Below are 14,994 nucleotides of genomic sequence, written 5' to 3'. Positions count from 1 at the left end.
CCGTTATTGATGCGTCACAACGATCAGTCGCAGCGCGTCCAGCCGCCAGCTCGCCTGATCCAGGCTTTCCAGCACTTGCTGGCGATTACTTTCAATAGCGGCCAGTTCATCGTCACGAATGTTAGGGTTCACCGCACGCAGCGCTTCCAGACGCGACAGTTCAGCAGAGAGTTTCTCGTCCGCTTCGCTGCGAGCGGCATCAATCAGCGTGCGCGCTGCGCTCTCAACCTGCATTTCACCTTTTTGCAGAATGTTGTGTACATCCTGATGCACCGCATTCACCAGCTTACTGCCGGTATGGCGGTTCACGGCGCTGAGCTGACGGTTGAAACTCTCAAACTCCACCTGTCCAGCCAGGTTGGTGCCGTTTTTATCCACCAGAAGGCGGATCGGCGTCGGCGGCAGGAAGCGGTTGAGCTGCAACTGTTTCGGCGCCTGTGCTTCCACAACGTAGATCAGCTCCAGCAACAGCGTACCAACCGGCAGCGCTTTGTTTTTCAGCAGCGAAATGGTGCTGCTGCCGGTGTCGCCGGAGAGGATCAGATCCAGGCCGTTGCGGATCAGCGGATGTTCCCAGGTGATGAACTGCGCATCCTCACGGGAGAGCGCGACATCGCGATCAAAAGTAATCGTGCAGCCATCTTCCGGCAGGCCCGGGAAATCCGGCACCAGCATATGATCGGACGGCGTCAGAACGATCATATTTTCGCCGCGATCGTCCTGGTTAATCCCCACGATATCAAACAGGTTCATGGCGAAGGTGATAAGCGCAGTGTCATCATCCTGCTCTGCAATGCTTTCAGCCAGGGCTTGCGCTTTTTCGCCACCGTTAGAGTGGATCTCCAGTAAACGGTCACGCCCTTGTTCGAGCTGCGCTTTCAGCGCGTCATGCTGCTCGCGGCAGGATTTGATCAGCTCTTCAAACCCGTCGGTGTTTTCCGGTGCGGCCAGATAGTTAATCAGCTCGCCGTGGACGCTGTCGTAAATCGTGCGGCCGGTCGGACAGGTATGTTCAAAGGCATCCAGCCCTTCGTGATACCAGCGAACCAGTACGGACTGCGCGGTTTTCTCCAGATACGGCACATGGATCTGAATATCATGCGCCTGGCCGATACGATCCAGACGACCGATACGCTGCTCCAGCAGATCCGGATTAAACGGCAGATCGAACATCACCAGCTGGCTGGCGAATTGGAAGTTACGGCCTTCAGAGCCGATCTCTGAGCACAGCAGTACCTGCGCGCCGCTGTCTTCTTCGCCAAACCACGCGGCTGCACGGTCGCGTTCGATAATCGACATGCCTTCATGGAACACGGCCGCGCGAATGCCTTCGCGTTCACGCAGAACCTGCTCCAGTTGCAGCGCGGTCGCCGCTTTGGCGCAGATCACCAGCACTTTCTGGGAACGGTGGCTGGTCAGGTAGCCCATCAACCACTCTACGCGAGGGTCGAAGTTCCACCAGGTGCCGCTATCGCCTTCGAATTCCTGATAAATCTGTTCCGGATAGAGCATGTCGCGGGCGCGTTCTTCCTGACTCTTGCGTGCGCCCATAATGCCGGAAACTTTAATGGCGGTTTGATACTGGGTCGGCAGCGGCAATTTAACCGTATGCAGTTCGCGTTTCGGGAAGCCTTTCACGCCGTTGCGGGTGTTACGGAACAGCACGCGGCTGGTGCCGTGTCTGTCCATCAACATGGTGATCAGCTCCTGGCGCGCATCAGCCGCACCGTCGCGGTCGCTGTTGGCGGTTTGCAGCAGCGGTTCGATATCCTGTTCGCCCACCAGATCGCTCAGCGTATTCAGATCGTCATTGCTAAGCCGTTCACCTGCCAGCAGTAGCGCCACTGCATCAGCGACCGGACGATAGTTTTTCTGCTCTTCGACAAACTGGGCGAAGTCATGGAAACGGTTTGGATCAAGCAGGCGCAGACGGGCAAAGTGGCTCTCCATGCCCAGTTGTTCCGGCGTGGCGGTCAGCAGCAAAATGCCCGGTACGCGCTCGGCCAGTTGCTCGATGGCGAGATATTCGCGGCTGGCTTCGTTTTCGCTCCACACCAGGTGATGCGCTTCGTCCACCACCAGCAGATCCCACTCGGCATCGCAAAGATGCTCAAGGCGCTGCTTGTTGCGGCGGACAAAATCGAGGGAGCAGATCACCAGTTGTTCGGTCTCAAACGGGTTGTCTGCATCGTGTTGCGCTTCGGCATAGCGTTCATCGTCGAACAGGGCGAAGCGCAGATTGAAGCGACGCAGCATCTCCACCAGCCACTGGTGTTGCAGGGTTTCCGGCACCACAATCAGCACACGTTCCGCTGCGCCAGAGAGCAGTTGTTGATGCAGGATCATCCCGGCTTCAATGGTTTTTCCGAGGCCGACTTCATCCGCCAGCAGCACGCGCGGCGCATAGCGGCGACCCACATCGTGAGCGATGTGCAATTGATGAGGGATCAGATTCGTGCGCTGGCCACGCAGGCCGCTCCACGGCATACGGTATTGCGCGCTTTGATAGTTACGGGCGCGAAAACGCAGCGCAAAACGGTCCATGCGGTCGATCTGCCCGGCAAACAGGCGATCCTGTGGTTTGCTGAATACCAGTTTGCTGTCGAGCAGCACTTCGCGCAGGATGACGTCTTTTTCCTGGGTATCCAGACGCGTTCCGGTGTAGGCAAGCAGTCCGTTTTCTTCTTTTACGTCTTCAATCGTTAACTGCCAGCCTTCATGGCTGGTAACTGTATCACCGGGGTTGAACATGACGCGGGTAACCGGGGAATCGCTACGGGCATACAGGCGATTTTCTCCGGTGGCGGGGAAAAGGAGTGTAACCGTGCGTGCATCGATGGCAACGACTGTACCAAGTCCGAGTTCGCTTTCCGTGTCGCTAATCCAGCGTTGACCAAGTGTAAAGGGCATAAATGAACTCTATATCTCAAATTGCAGGCAATAGTTCGTCGCCGCCTGATGGGAGGCGGGGGCGAACAAAATTGGGACCAGAAAAAGGAAGGGCGCTATGGTACTGGATGATGTCACATTCGTATAGCCTGAAAAGCGCAGCTTTAATGCAAATGCGCCATCAAAACAGCCCCAGTTGCCCCGTAAGAAGTGTAGCAAAATCGTCGTCAATGAAAGGGAGAATTCCGTCGGCGACCGGCTGTAACTGTTTACTGAGATAGTGATCGTAATCGAGCGGCGAGCGCTGATAATCCACCGGCTCAGGGCCGCTGGTGGTCCAGACGTATTTAATGGTGCCGCGATTCTGATATTGCGCCGGGCGGCCGCGTTTGAAGTTCTCTTCATCGGCCAGCCGGGCCGCGCGTACATGCGGCGGCACATTGCGTTCATATTCGCCCAGCGCTCGGCGCAGACGCTTACGGTAGACCAGTTGCTCATCCAGTTCACCCGCCATCAGGCTGGCGATCGTCTCCCGGACGTAATCCTGATACGGTTCGTTACGAAATACACGCAGATAGAGCGTTTGCTGAAACTGCTGCGCCAGCGGTGTCCAGTCGGTGCGCACCGTTTCCAGCCCCTTAAACACCATGCGCTGGTTGTCGCCTTCCTGAATCAGCCCGGCGTAGCGTTTTTTACTGCCCTGATCGGTGCCGCGAATGGTCGGCATCAGAAAACGGCAAAAGTGGGTTTCAAACTCCAGCTCCAGCGCACTCTCCAGCCTCTCATTTTGCAAATGCGCCGCCCACCAGGCGTTGACGTGTTCCACCAGTGATTTACCGATGCGCGCCGCTTCTTCTTCGCTGTGCGCCTTCTTCAGCCAGACGAAGGTCGAATCGGTATCGCCGTAAATAACATCAAAGCCCTGTTCTTCAATCAGCGCTTTGGTCTGGCGCATGATCTGATGGCCGCGCATGGTGATCGATGACGCCAGGCGGGGATCGAAAAAGCGGCACGCGCTGGTGCCGAGCACGCCGTAAAAGGCGTTCATAATGATCTTTAATGCCTGCGACAGCGGTTTATTACCCTGTCGTTTGGCATCATCGCGCCCGTGCCAGATTTGGCCGACAATTTCCGGCAGACAGTGTTTTTCGCGGGAAAACCACGCGCCAAGAAAGCCTTCGGTGCTGTATGCGGGCTCCGGCTGCGCCATGCCTTCCACCAGACCAACCGGATCGATGAGAAAGGTACGGATAATCGAGGGATACAGACTTTTGTAATCCAGCACCAGCACCGAATCGTAAAGCCCCGGACGGGAATCCATTACGTAGCCGCCAGGGCTTGCCTGCGGCGGCACATCACCGAGATTCGGCGCCACGAAACCTGCGCGGTGCATGCGCGGAAAATAGAGATGGCTGAAAGCAGCGACCGAACCGCCATGTCGGTCTACCGGTAATCCGTTGACCGTGGCCCGCTCCAGCAGAAACGGCATAATCTCCGTTTTATGGAAGATGCGCGTTACCAGCTCGCAATCCTTCAGGTTATAGGTGGCGAGCGCCGGTTTATTTTCGGCAAACCGGCGGTCGATCTCGTCCATGCGATCCCACGGATTGTCGATGGCTTTGCCTTCGCCGAGCAGCTCCTGTGATACCGCTTCCAGCGAAAAAGAGGAGAAATTCCAGAACGCGGACTTCAGCGCTTCGATGCCGTCGATAATCAACCGACCGGTGGCCTGCGCGAAGAAGACGCCATTTTTAAAACCGTGCTCGCGCCACTCCAGCTCGCTGCCGTGCCGTCCAAGGATAAGCGGCACGCGGTAACGCTCGGCGCTTTTTTGCAATACGCGCAGATCGAATTGCACCACGTTCCAGCCGATGATGACATCCGGATCGTGCGCGGCGAACCAGGCGTTGAGTTTTTCCAGCAGTTGCGGGCGGCTGGAAACATATACCAGATCGAAATCCAGCCCCTGCGCGCTGCCGTTTTCCGGCCCCAGCATATAAACCGTACGCTGTCCGCAGCCTTCCAGCCCGATGCAGTAAAGCTCGCCGTGGCGGCTGGTTTCGATATCCAGCGACACCCATTTCAGCGGCGGGCGATAGTGGGGATTAGGTTTGAGGCGCGCATTGATCAGCGCGTCGCCCTGCGGTTCGCCATCTACCCATACTGGCGCGGTGATAAAGCGCTCCATCAGAAAGCGCTCCGGCGGACGAACATCGGCTTCGTAGAGCGTTACGCCGCCTTCGCGCAGCAGCTTTTCCAGGCGCATCAGTTGGCGATGAGCGCGGCAATAGAGGCCGAACACAGGCTGGCGGTGGAAATCGCGCAGTTCGAGCGGCGTGAGCCGCCACTGTTTTTCATTGCTTAACAGGCGGCGGGCCATTTCCACCTGCGCGGCGGGGATAAAGGCCACTGACTCCTGTGGCGGCAGCACGATGCGCAGCGGGCCGTTATCCGTCGCCAGCCAGAATTCCACCTCGGTTCCGCCAGGAGTATCCCGCCAGTGCCGGGTTAATAAAAAGCCTTCTCGCGCCTGCGCCACAGCGTTCTCTCATAAAATAAAACCAGGCGAGATTATAGCCTGGTTTATGCAGTTATGCTGTGGTTTTATACAGTTATTGGCCGTAGTAGGCTTTGGCGCCGTGTTTGCGCAGGTAGTGTTTATCCAGCAGCGTTTGCTGCATGGCGGGCAGGCGCGGGTCGAGCTGGCGACAAAAGATGCCCATATACGCCACTTCTTCCAGCACAATCGCGTTATGCACCGCGTCATCGGCGTTTTTCCCCCAGGCGAAAGGCCCGTGAGAATGCACCAGTACGCCGGGCATTTGGGCGGGATCAATACCCTGCTTTTCAAAGGTTTCGACAATCACATTGCCGGTTTCCCACTCGTATTCCCCGTTGATTTCCTCATCGGTCATCTTACGGGTGCAGGGGATCTCGCCGTAAAAATAGTCCGCGTGCGTGGTGCCGGTTGCCGGAATCGGCTGGCCGGCCTGCGCCCAGATGGTGGCATGGCGGGAATGGGTATGCACGATGCCGCCAATGCCAGGAAAAGCCTGGTATAACAGGCGGTGCGTTGGGGTATCCGACGACGGTTTTTTGTTGCCTTCCACCACTTCTCCGGTCGTGATATTGACGACCACCATATCGTCAGCGGTCATCACGCTGTAATCGACGCCAGACGGTTTGATCACCAGCACGCCGCGCGCGCGATCAACCGCGCTGACATTACCCCAGGTCAGCGTCACCAGATTGTGTTTCGGCAGCGCGAGGTTGGCTTCCAGCACCTGACGTTTAAGATCTTCGAGCATTTCGTTCTCCTGCTATTGCCGGATGGCACTAGCGTTTACCCGGCCAGGGAAACCCGCAGGCCCGGTAACCGAAGTGCCACCGGGCGCGGATATCTGGCGTTAGCGTTTTGAACCGTAATAGACTTCGTTCCAGCGCAGCGCATCTTTAAATGCCGGCAGGCGGGTATCGTTGTCGATGACCGTCAGTTCGATGTCATGCAGCTCGCTGAACTGGCGCATATCATCCAGCGTCAGAGCGTGGCTAAAGACGGTGTGGTGTGCGCCGCCCGCAAGGATCCAGGCTTCGGAAGCGGTTGGCAGATCCGGCTGCGCTTTCCACAGCGCGTTCGCCACCGGCAGCTTCGGCAGATCGTGCGGGGTTTTGACTGCATCGATGCAGTTCACCAGCAGGCGGAAGCGATCGCCCAGATCGATCAGGCTGGCATTGATCGCCGGTCCTGTTTTGGTCGAGAAGATCAGACGTGCCGGATCGGCTTTACCGCCAATACCCAGGTACTGCACATCCAGCGTCGGTTTCTCATCGAGGGCGATAGACGGGCACACTTCCAGCATGTGAGAACCCAGCACCAGGTCATTGCCTTTCTCAAAGTGGTAGGTGTAATCCTCCATAAAGGAGGTGCCGCCGCTTAAACCACCGGACATCACTTTCATGATGCGCAGCAGCGCGGCGGTCTTCCAGTCGCCTTCGCCGGCAAAGCCATAGCCTTGCTGCATCAGACGCTGCACCGCCAGACCTGGCAGTTGTTTCAGGCCGTGCAGATCTTCGAAGGTGGTAGTAAAGGCATGGAAACCGCCCTCCTCAAGGAAGCGTTTCAACCCCAGTTCGATGCGCGCGGCATCCAGCACGTTCTGGCGTTTGTCGCCGTGAACCTGCGCCGCAGGTGTCAGGCGGTAGCTGCTTTCGTACTCATCCACCAGCGCGTTGACGTCCCCATCGCTAACCGCGTTCACTACCTGCACCAGATCGCCAACGCCCCAGGTATTCACCGAGAAGCCAAACTTGATCTGTGCGGCGACTTTATCGCCGTCCGTCACTGCCACTTCACGCATGTTGTCGCCAAAGCGCACCACTTTCAGATGGCGGGTATCCTGTTTGGAAACCGCCTGACGCATCCACGCGCCAATGCGTACATGGGCATGGCGATCCTGCCAGTGGCCGGTGACCACGCTGTGTTGCAGACGCATGCGCGCGCCGATAAAGCCGAACTCGCGGCCGCCGTGCGCGGTCTGGTTCAGGTTCATAAAGTCCATATCGATGCTGTCCCACGGCAGGGACGCGTTGAACTGGGTGTGGAATTGCAGCAGTGGTTTATTGAGGATGGTCAGGCCGTTAATCCACATTTTGGCCGGAGAGAAGGTGTGCAGCCACACCACCATCCCGGCGCATTTGTCATCGTAGTTGGCGTCGCGGCAGATTGCGGTGATCTCATCCGGCGAGGTTCCCAGCGGCTTCAGCACCAGCTTACAGGGCAGTTTCGCTTCTGCATTAAGGGCGTTGACCACCTGCTCGGCATGCTTTGTCACCTGTTTCAGGGCTTCCGGGCCGTACAGGTGCTGGCTGCCAATAACGAACCATACTTCATAATTGTCGAAAATAGTCATGATCTTGTCCTTAATGAGTTAACGCGGCCTGCGAGGTTGTCGCGGCGGAAGGGAGATAGTGCTGTTCGGCGCTTTTCGCCCACTGTTGGTAGCGGCGGTAGAGCCGTTCAAACTGTGGCGCCTGCGCCGAAGGCTGTAGGGTTTTCTCGATGGCGCTGGCCATCGAGCGCTGTGCTGCCGGGATATCCGCATGCACTTCTGCCGCTACAGCGGCGAAAATCGCGGCACCCAGTGCGCAGCACTGTTCAGAGGCCACGACCTGCAATGGGCGGTTAAGTACGTCGCAGCAGGCCTGCATCACGCCGAGGTTTTTGCGGGCAATACCGCCGAGCGCCATCACGTTATCCACGGCGATACCTTGCTCGGTGAAGCACTCCATAATGGCGCGCGCGCCAAAGGCGGTCGCGGCGATCAGGCCACCGAACAGCGCGGGCGCATCGGTCGCCAGATTGAGATCGGTGATCACCCCTTTCAGACGCTGGTTGGCGTTGGGTGTGCGGCGGCCGTTAAACCAGTCAAGCACCACGGGCAGATGCTCGAGCGACGGGTTTTTCACCCAGGCATCAGTCAGGGCGGGCAGCAACTGTTTCTGCTGCGCTTTGATTTGTGCTTTCAGCTCCGGATGCTGCTGCGCCAGTTGTTCCAGCGGCCAGCCGAGGACGCGACCAAACCAGGCATAGATATCGCCAAAGGCGGATTGCCCGGCTTCAAGGCCGATAAAATCGGGCACGACGCTGCCATCCACCTGACCGCAAATCCCTTTCACCGCGCGAGTACCGACGCTCTGTTTATCGGCAATCAGGATGTCGCAGGTCGAGGTGCCAATCACTTTCACCAGCGTGTTGGGCTGTGCGCCCGCGCCGACGGCACCCATATGGCAGTCGAATGCGCCACCGGAAATCACCACCGATTCGGAAAGCCCCAGCCGCTGCGCCCATTCGGCGGTCAGCGTGCCGACCGGCAGGTCTGCGGTGTACGTGTCGGTAAACAGTGGCCAGCGCAGGTGTTTATTGATAATCGGATCCAGCTCGTCAAAGAAGGCTGCCGGCGGCAGGCCGCCCCAGCTTTCATGCCACAGCGATTTGTGCCCGGCGCTGCAACGTCCGCGACGAATCGCCTGCGGGCGCGTCGTGCCGGAGAGCAGGGCTGGCACCCAGTCGCACAGTTCAATCCAGGAAACGGCCGCCTGAGCAACGGCGCTGTCGGCGCGGGTGACATGCAGGATTTTGGCCCAGAACCATTCGCTGGAATAAATGCCGCCAATGTAGCGTGAGTAGTCAGTTTTACCGGCGCTATGGCACAAGCGGGTGATGGCTTCTGCCTCTTCGACGGCGGTGTGATCTTTCCACAGCACAAACATGGCGTTCGGGTTGTCGGCGAACTCCGGGCGTAACGCCAGCACGCGCCCTTCCGCGTCTATCGGCGCTGGCGTTGAGCCGGTGCTGTCCACGCCGATGCCTTTAATCGATGCGCGCTGTTCGGCGCTGAGTTCAGCCAGCACGCTTTTCAGCGCGGCTTCCATCGACTCGATGTAGTCGCGCGGATGGTGGCGAAACTGATTGTTCGGCGCATCGCAATAACGCCCCTCCTGCCAACGCGGATACCACTCAACGCTGGTGGCGATCTCCGCCCCGGATGTGCAGTCTACCGCCAGCGCACGTACTGAATCGCTGCCGAAATCGAGGCCAATTGTGATTGCCATGTGTGTTGCTCCAAGAAGAATAACCGTTAGGAAAACCATAGTGAGCGGCGCTTAAAACCGTCAGGCAGGATTCGCTAATCTTATGGATAAAAATGCTATGGCAATGCAAAGTGTGACGCCGTGCAAAAATTCGATGTGGACATATCTGCCACCTTTATAGACACTTTCGTTATCCCTTTTCAGCCCATTTCAGGGCGAAAAAGAGGCGTAATTGCTTTTGTCTGGCGGGATTGATCCGTACCCGTGTGCAACGCCTCAGGGCGGCGGGCCGCCGCAGAATGAGGGGTTTATCAATATGGACAATTGGTTTCCTTGTCGGGTATGGGAGTATTGCGTTTATGGCTGAATCACAAAACGATCCACTGTTGCCTGGGTACTCGTTTAACGCGCATCTGGTTGCGGGGTTAACACCGATTGATTCGGAAGGCTATCTCGACTTTTTCATCGATCGTCCGCTGGGGATGAAGGGCTATATCCTCAACCTGACGGTGAAGGGAGAAGGGGTGGTAAAAAACGGCGGTAAGCAGTTTATCTGCCGTCCTGGCGATATTTTGCTGTTTCCCCCGGGGGAAATTCACCACTACGGTCGTCATCCCGATGCGTCGGAGTGGTATCACCAGTGGGTTTACTTCCGCCCGCGTGCCTACTGGCACGAGTGGCTTAACTGGCCGACATTGTTTTCCCAGACGGGATTTTACCGTCCTGATGACGGCAATATGCAATGTTTTCGCGATCTTTTTGCGCAAATTATCGATGCCGGGCAAAGTGGCGGGCGTTACGCTGAACTGCTGGCAATCAACCTGCTGGAGCAGTTATTGCTGCGGCGCATGGAGGCGATCAACGAATCGTTGCATCCACCGCTGGATAACCGCGTGCGCGACGCTTGCCAGTACATCAGCGATCACCTGGCAGACAACCATTTTGATATCGCCAGCGTAGCGCAACATGTCTGTCTGTCACCGTCGCGGCTGTCGCACCTTTTTCGTCAGCAACTGGGCGTGAGTGTGCTGAGCTGGCGCGAGGATCAGCGCATCAGTCAGGCAAAATTGCTGCTTAGCACCACGCGAATGCCGATAGCCAGCGTTGGGCGCAATGTTGGCTTTGACGATCAGCTCTATTTTTCCCGGGTATTTAAAAAATGCACCGGCGCCAGCCCCAGCGAATTCCGCGCAGGGTGCGAATAAAACGTAAAGTTTGGCAATAAAGGGTTCGGCATTACGACATAACCTGTAAAACTTTCAGATAATTGAAAGGTTGACGCTCACGGAGTCGCTCCGGAGAATCCAGCCTTCATTCTGAACAGGACGGGTTATGGAAGCACTGCTGGATCATTTTATTACGCAATCGGCAATATACTCGCTGACGGCCATTGCGCTGGTGGCATTTTTTGAATCGCTGGCGCTGGTCGGGTTGATTCTGCCCGGTACGGTGATGATGGCCGGGCTGGGCGCGCTGATTGGCAGCGGCGAAGTCAATTTCTGGCAGGCGTGGCTGGCGGGCATTATCGGTTGCTTGCTGGGTGACTGGATCTCATTCTGGCTGGGCTGGCGCTTTAAAGCGCCGCTGCACCGCTGGTCCTTTATGAAAAAGAACAAAGCGCTGCTGGATAAAACTGAACACGCGCTGCATCAACACAGCATGTTTACCATTCTGGTTGGGCGCTTTGTCGGGCCAACCCGTCCGCTGGTGCCGATGGTCGCAGGTATGCTCGATCTGCCGGTACGCAAATTCCTGCCGCCGAACATTATTGGCTGCCTGTTCTGGCCGCCGTTCTATTTCCTGCCCGGTATTCTGGCCGGCGCGGCGATTGATATTCCTGCCGATATGCAAAGCGGCAGCTTCAAATGGCTGCTGCTGCTGACCGCCGTGTTGCTGTGGCTGGCGGGCTGGCTGTGCTGGCGTCTGTGGCGTTCCGGCAAGGCGGGCGTGGATAAGTTAACCCGTTACCTGACGCGTCCGCGTTTGCTGTTGCTGGCACCGGGAATGCTGGTAGCTGGTGCGGCGGCTGCGGTGGCGCTGATTAATCACCCGTTGATGCCAGTGTATCTCTCGATTCTGGGGAAAGTGATCCGCGGTCACTGACCGCGAATACCCAGTAGCCCGGAGGCCGATGATCTGCCGCTCAGCAGGTCATCCGTTTTCCCATCCCAGGCAATGCGTCCATCGGCAACCACCAGCGAGCGTTCAGCGATGCGCGCCGCATCCTCAACGCTGTGCGAAACCATCAACAATGTCAGTTGCTGGCGGCGGCACACCTCCTGCACCAGCGACAACATTTCCTGGCGCAGTGCCGGGTCGAGCGCGGAAAACGGCTCATCCAGCAGTAGCACCGGCTGCTCGCGCACCAGGCAGCGGGCGAGGGCGACACGCTGGCGCTGGCCGCCGGACAACTGTTCCGGCAGGCGATCCAGTAATTCTTCCAGCCCCATCGTTTCGGCGATCTGGCGCAGCGTTTGCTGCTGTTCGCTGTTTAACTTCAGTCCCGGATTAAGCCCCAGCCCAATGTTCTGCCGCACCGTCAGATGCGTGAACAGATTGTTCTCCTGAAACAGCATGGATACCGGACGCTGCGACGGCGGCGTGTAGGTATGATCGTTGCCTGCAATGGTTATTGTGCCGCTTGCCGGGGTAAGAAAACCGGCAATCAGATTCAGCAAGGTGCTTTTCCCCGCGCCGCTCGGCCCGAGAATGGCTATCTGCTCGCCCGCTTGCACCGTCAGGGTGAAACGCATCGGCAGATGCTGATAAAGCCAGGTGACATCAATCAGTCTTAGCATGGCGACCCGGAAGTTTTTCAATCACAGTGAATAAGATAAAGCAGAGCAGCAGCAGGATCAGTGCCGTTACCGCACCGTCCTGGCTGCGATAGGAACCAATTTGCTGATAAAGGTAAAACGGTAGCGTGCGGAAGTCGTCATTACCAAACAGCGCCACCACACCGAAATCGCCAATCGACAATACGCAGGCGAATGCCAGTGCCTGCGTCAGCGGGCGTTGCAGCGCGCGCAGCTCCACCACCCGCAGCCGACGGAAGCCCTGCATTCCGAGCGACTGGCACAGCATGCTGTAACGGGCGGTTATGTCGCGCATCGGGTTTTCCAGCACTTTTAATGCGTAAGGGATGGCCATCAGCGCATTGGTGAAAATCACGATGCCGTCGGCGGAAGCGGGCAACCCGATACTGTTATTGAGCAGCAGGAAGAAGCCGGTTGCCAGCACAATCCCCGGCATCGCAAGGATCAACATACCGCTCAGCTCCAGCGCCTGGCCAGCCATTATCTGCTGGCGGGCGCGCAGCTCGCGGCTGCTCCACAGCAGCATCATCGTCAACACGACACACAGCAACCCGGCGGCCAGCGCGATGCGTAGCGATGTGGCTGTTGCCTGCCAGAGAACCGGTTCGCTCAGCACTTTCAGCAGACTCAAATTGAGGCCATCAACGATCACCGCCAGCAGCGGTGGCAGCAGTAACAGCAGTGCCAGCACAATCAGGGCGACATCAGATATTCGGCTGAATAAGCGATCTTCCGGATTGCGCCAGCCCTGGATCTGGTGGCTGCCGACGGCAATGGCTTTACTCATGCGCTGGCTTAACAGTACCAGACCGAGGCAGCAGATCATCTGCATCAGCGCCAGCAGCGCAGCGCGGGCCGGATCAAAATCGAAACTCAGCGCCTGATAGATCGCCAGCTCAATGGTGGTGGCCTGCGGTCCGCCGCCCAGCGACAGCACCGTGGCGAAGCTGGCGAAACAGAGCATAAAGATCAGCGCTGCGGTTGGCGGAATCTGGCGGCGCAGCCACGGCCATTCAACCAAGCGGAAAAAGGCCCAGCCGCGCATGCCTAACTGCGCGGCAAGCTGGCGCTGCTCGCCGGGGATCTGCTCCAGCGCTTGCAGCAGCAACCGCGCGGCCATCGGCAGGTTAAAAAACACATGCGCCAGCAAGATGCCTTGCAGGCCATAGGGTGAGAAATGCCACTCCAGCCCGAAAATATGCCACAGCGAGGCCAGCCAGCCCTGGCGGCCATACACGCTGAGAATGCCGAATACTGCCACCAGCACTGGCAGAATCAGCGTCATGGCGCACAGGCGCAGCAGCGCAAGGCGGCCAGGAAAACGCCGTCGGTACAGGGCGCGAGCGAGGAAAATCGCCGGGAAAACGGAGAGCAGGGCAGAGAGAAAAGCCTGCCAGAAGGAGAAACGCACCACATGCCACAGATAGCTGTCGTGCCAGAAGGCCGACAGATCGGTTAGCGGTGCGTTTTGCCACAGCGCCAGAAAAGCTGCCACCGCCACCGCCACCATTAGCGCGGCGGCGGTGAGGCCGGGAAGCAGCCAGCCGGCAATCAGCGGCTGACGGCGCGTTGCCATGCATTAATCCATGGTGCGCGTTGAGCAGCGACTTCTTGCGGCGTGAATTCAAGCGAGGGTTGCGGTTTTTGCAGCGTATCAAACCCTGCCGGTAGCGGTACGTTGCTGACCGGGTACATCCAGTTGCCGGTGGCGATGGTGTTCTGGAATGCCGGAGAAACCATAAATTTCAAAAATTTCTCCGCCAGTTCCGGCTGTTTGCTGGCGGCAGTGCGGGCGGCAACTTCGACCTGCAAATAATGCCCTTCGCTGAAATTCGCCGCTGCGTAGTTGTCTTTTTTCTCTTCTATCAGATGGTAGGCTGGCGAGGTGGTGTAACTCAGCACCAGATCGCTTTCCCCTTTCAGGAACAAGCCGTAGGCTTCGCTCCAGCCTTTGGTGACAGTCACCGTTTTGGCTGCCAGCTTGTGCCAGGCGTCCGGGGCTTTGTCGCCGTACACTTTTTGCATCCACAACAGCAGACCAAGGCCCGGCGTACTGGTGCGGGGATCTTCGTAGATCACGCGCCATTTCTGATCGCTTTCCACCAGTTCTTTCAGGCTTTTCGGCGGGTTTTTCAGTTTGTTTTTATCGTAAACGAAGGCGAACCAGCCGTAGTCGAACGGCACAAAGGTGTCGTTTTTCCAGCCGCCAGGCACGTTGACGGCATCCGTCGCTACGCCGCTTTTGGCGAACAGTTTGGTTTGCGTTGCCGCTTCCAGCAGATTGTTATCCAGCCCAAGCACCACATCCGCTTTGCTGTTTTTGCCTTCCATACGCAGACGGTTGAGCAGCGAGACGCCATCTTCCAGCGCCACAAATTTCAGCTCGCAGTTGCAGTCGCTTTCAAAGGCTTTCTTCACTGCCGGGCCGGGGCCCCAGTCCGCGGAGAAGGAGTCGTAGGTGTAGACAGTGAGTACAGGTTTGGCAAAAACGGGAGCGGCAATCAACAGCAGTAATGGCAATGATTTTTTTAACACTTTGCACCTCAAAAAATGGGTGGCAAAGGATTTTGAGAGGCAGCCTCAAATCCCTTCGCCGGCGTTATCCGGATCAGGTTCGACGGGTATTTTCTCAGCACACGCCGTTGGCGCAGCACCCCGTTGAGAACGCCGCTATTGTAATGATTTGGTAAAAAATGCG

The 14,994-nt window shown here is 57.6% G+C and carries 10 protein-coding genes and 1 riboswitch; of the genes, 2 read left to right on the top strand and 8 right to left on the bottom strand.

Features of this window, described 5'->3' with window-relative positions; genetic code table 11:
- Positions 1-3 precede the first annotated feature (3 nt).
- The 5 genes from rapA to araB all read right to left on the bottom strand — a co-directional run bounded on the left by rapA (position 4) and on the right by araB (position 9,501).
- Positions 4-2,910 carry an RNA polymerase-associated protein RapA gene (gene rapA / locus AWR26_RS21465; RefSeq protein WP_064568451.1) on the bottom strand — a complete coding sequence of 969 codons (2,907 nt, stop codon included), beginning with the start codon at positions 2,908-2,910 and terminating at the stop codon, positions 4-6.
- A 160-nt stretch (positions 2,911-3,070) separates the two neighbouring features.
- Positions 3,071-5,428, bottom strand: a complete 2,358-nt coding sequence (polB, locus tag AWR26_RS21460) for a DNA polymerase II (RefSeq protein ID WP_064568450.1) — start codon at positions 5,426-5,428, stop codon at positions 3,071-3,073.
- 73 nt (positions 5,429-5,501) lie between these two features.
- Entirely contained in the window at positions 5,502-6,197 is a 696-nt protein-coding gene (gene araD, locus AWR26_RS21455; RefSeq protein ID WP_064568449.1) for an L-ribulose-5-phosphate 4-epimerase, read from the bottom strand.
- A 99-nt stretch (positions 6,198-6,296) separates the two neighbouring features.
- The gene (araA, locus tag AWR26_RS21450) at positions 6,297-7,799 is read right to left on the bottom strand and encodes an L-arabinose isomerase (RefSeq protein WP_064568448.1); all 1,503 of its coding nucleotides are present in this window, start codon (positions 7,797-7,799) and stop codon (positions 6,297-6,299) included.
- Positions 7,800-7,809: 10 nt separating this feature from the next.
- Complete coding sequence (gene araB / locus AWR26_RS21445; protein ID WP_064568447.1) at positions 7,810-9,501, bottom strand: ribulokinase; 1,692 nt, start codon at positions 9,499-9,501, stop codon at positions 7,810-7,812.
- Positions 9,502-9,839: 338 nt separating this feature from the next.
- Between araB and araC the strand changes: the two genes are divergently transcribed.
- Positions 9,840-10,685 carry an arabinose operon transcriptional regulator AraC gene (araC, locus tag AWR26_RS21440; RefSeq protein ID WP_007373122.1) on the top strand — a complete coding sequence of 282 codons (846 nt, stop codon included), beginning with the start codon at positions 9,840-9,842 and terminating at the stop codon, positions 10,683-10,685.
- A 127-nt stretch (positions 10,686-10,812) separates the two neighbouring features.
- On the top strand, positions 10,813-11,583 hold the full coding sequence (locus AWR26_RS21435) for a DedA family protein (protein WP_064568446.1): 771 nt from the start codon (positions 10,813-10,815) through the stop codon (positions 11,581-11,583).
- Here AWR26_RS21435 and thiQ read toward each other — a convergent pair.
- The 3 genes from thiQ to thiB are packed head-to-tail and all read right to left on the bottom strand — an operon-like array spanning position 11,577 to position 14,831.
- Positions 11,577-12,278 (bottom strand): thiamine ABC transporter ATP-binding protein ThiQ, encoded by a 702-nt coding sequence (thiQ, locus tag AWR26_RS21430; protein WP_064568445.1) that lies wholly within the window; start codon positions 12,276-12,278, stop codon positions 11,577-11,579. The genes AWR26_RS21435 and thiQ overlap by 7 nt on opposite strands.
- Positions 12,262-13,872, bottom strand: coding sequence for a thiamine/thiamine pyrophosphate ABC transporter permease ThiP (thiP, locus tag AWR26_RS21425; RefSeq protein WP_064568444.1), 1,611 nt, complete (start codon positions 13,870-13,872; stop codon positions 12,262-12,264). Before thiP ends, thiQ begins: the two co-directional genes overlap by 17 nt.
- Positions 13,848-14,831, bottom strand: coding sequence for a thiamine ABC transporter substrate binding subunit (gene thiB, locus AWR26_RS21420; RefSeq protein ID WP_064568443.1), 984 nt, complete (start codon positions 14,829-14,831; stop codon positions 13,848-13,850). Before thiB ends, thiP begins: the two co-directional genes overlap by 25 nt.
- Positions 14,832-14,863: 32 nt before the next feature.
- Positions 14,864-14,964, bottom strand: a riboswitch (TPP riboswitch).
- Positions 14,965-14,994 lie beyond the last annotated feature (30 nt).

Origin of the sequence: Kosakonia oryzae (genome assembly GCF_001658025.2) — a bacterium.
GTDB lineage: Bacteria > Pseudomonadota > Gammaproteobacteria > Enterobacterales > Enterobacteriaceae > Kosakonia > Kosakonia oryzae.
This window is presented reverse-complemented; position numbering and strand designations above follow the sequence as displayed.

Coding starts and splice junctions, on each gene's coding strand:
- rapA (WP_064568451.1), bottom strand. CDS start 2,910: ATGCCCTTTACACTTGGTCAACGCTGGATTAGCGACACGGAAAGCGAA.
- araD (WP_064568449.1), bottom strand. CDS start 6,197: ATGCTCGAAGATCTTAAACGTCAGGTGCTGGAAGCCAACCTCGCGCTG.
- araA (WP_064568448.1), bottom strand. CDS start 7,799: ATGACTATTTTCGACAATTATGAAGTATGGTTCGTTATTGGCAGCCAG.
- araB (WP_064568447.1), bottom strand. CDS start 9,501: ATGGCAATCACAATTGGCCTCGATTTCGGCAGCGATTCAGTACGTGCG.
- araC (WP_007373122.1), top strand. CDS start 9,840: ATGGCTGAATCACAAAACGATCCACTGTTGCCTGGGTACTCGTTTAAC.
- AWR26_RS21435 (WP_064568446.1), top strand. CDS start 10,813: ATGGAAGCACTGCTGGATCATTTTATTACGCAATCGGCAATATACTCG.
- thiQ (WP_064568445.1), bottom strand. CDS start 12,278: ATGCTAAGACTGATTGATGTCACCTGGCTTTATCAGCATCTGCCGATG.
- thiP (WP_064568444.1), bottom strand. CDS start 13,872: ATGGCAACGCGCCGTCAGCCGCTGATTGCCGGCTGGCTGCTTCCCGGC.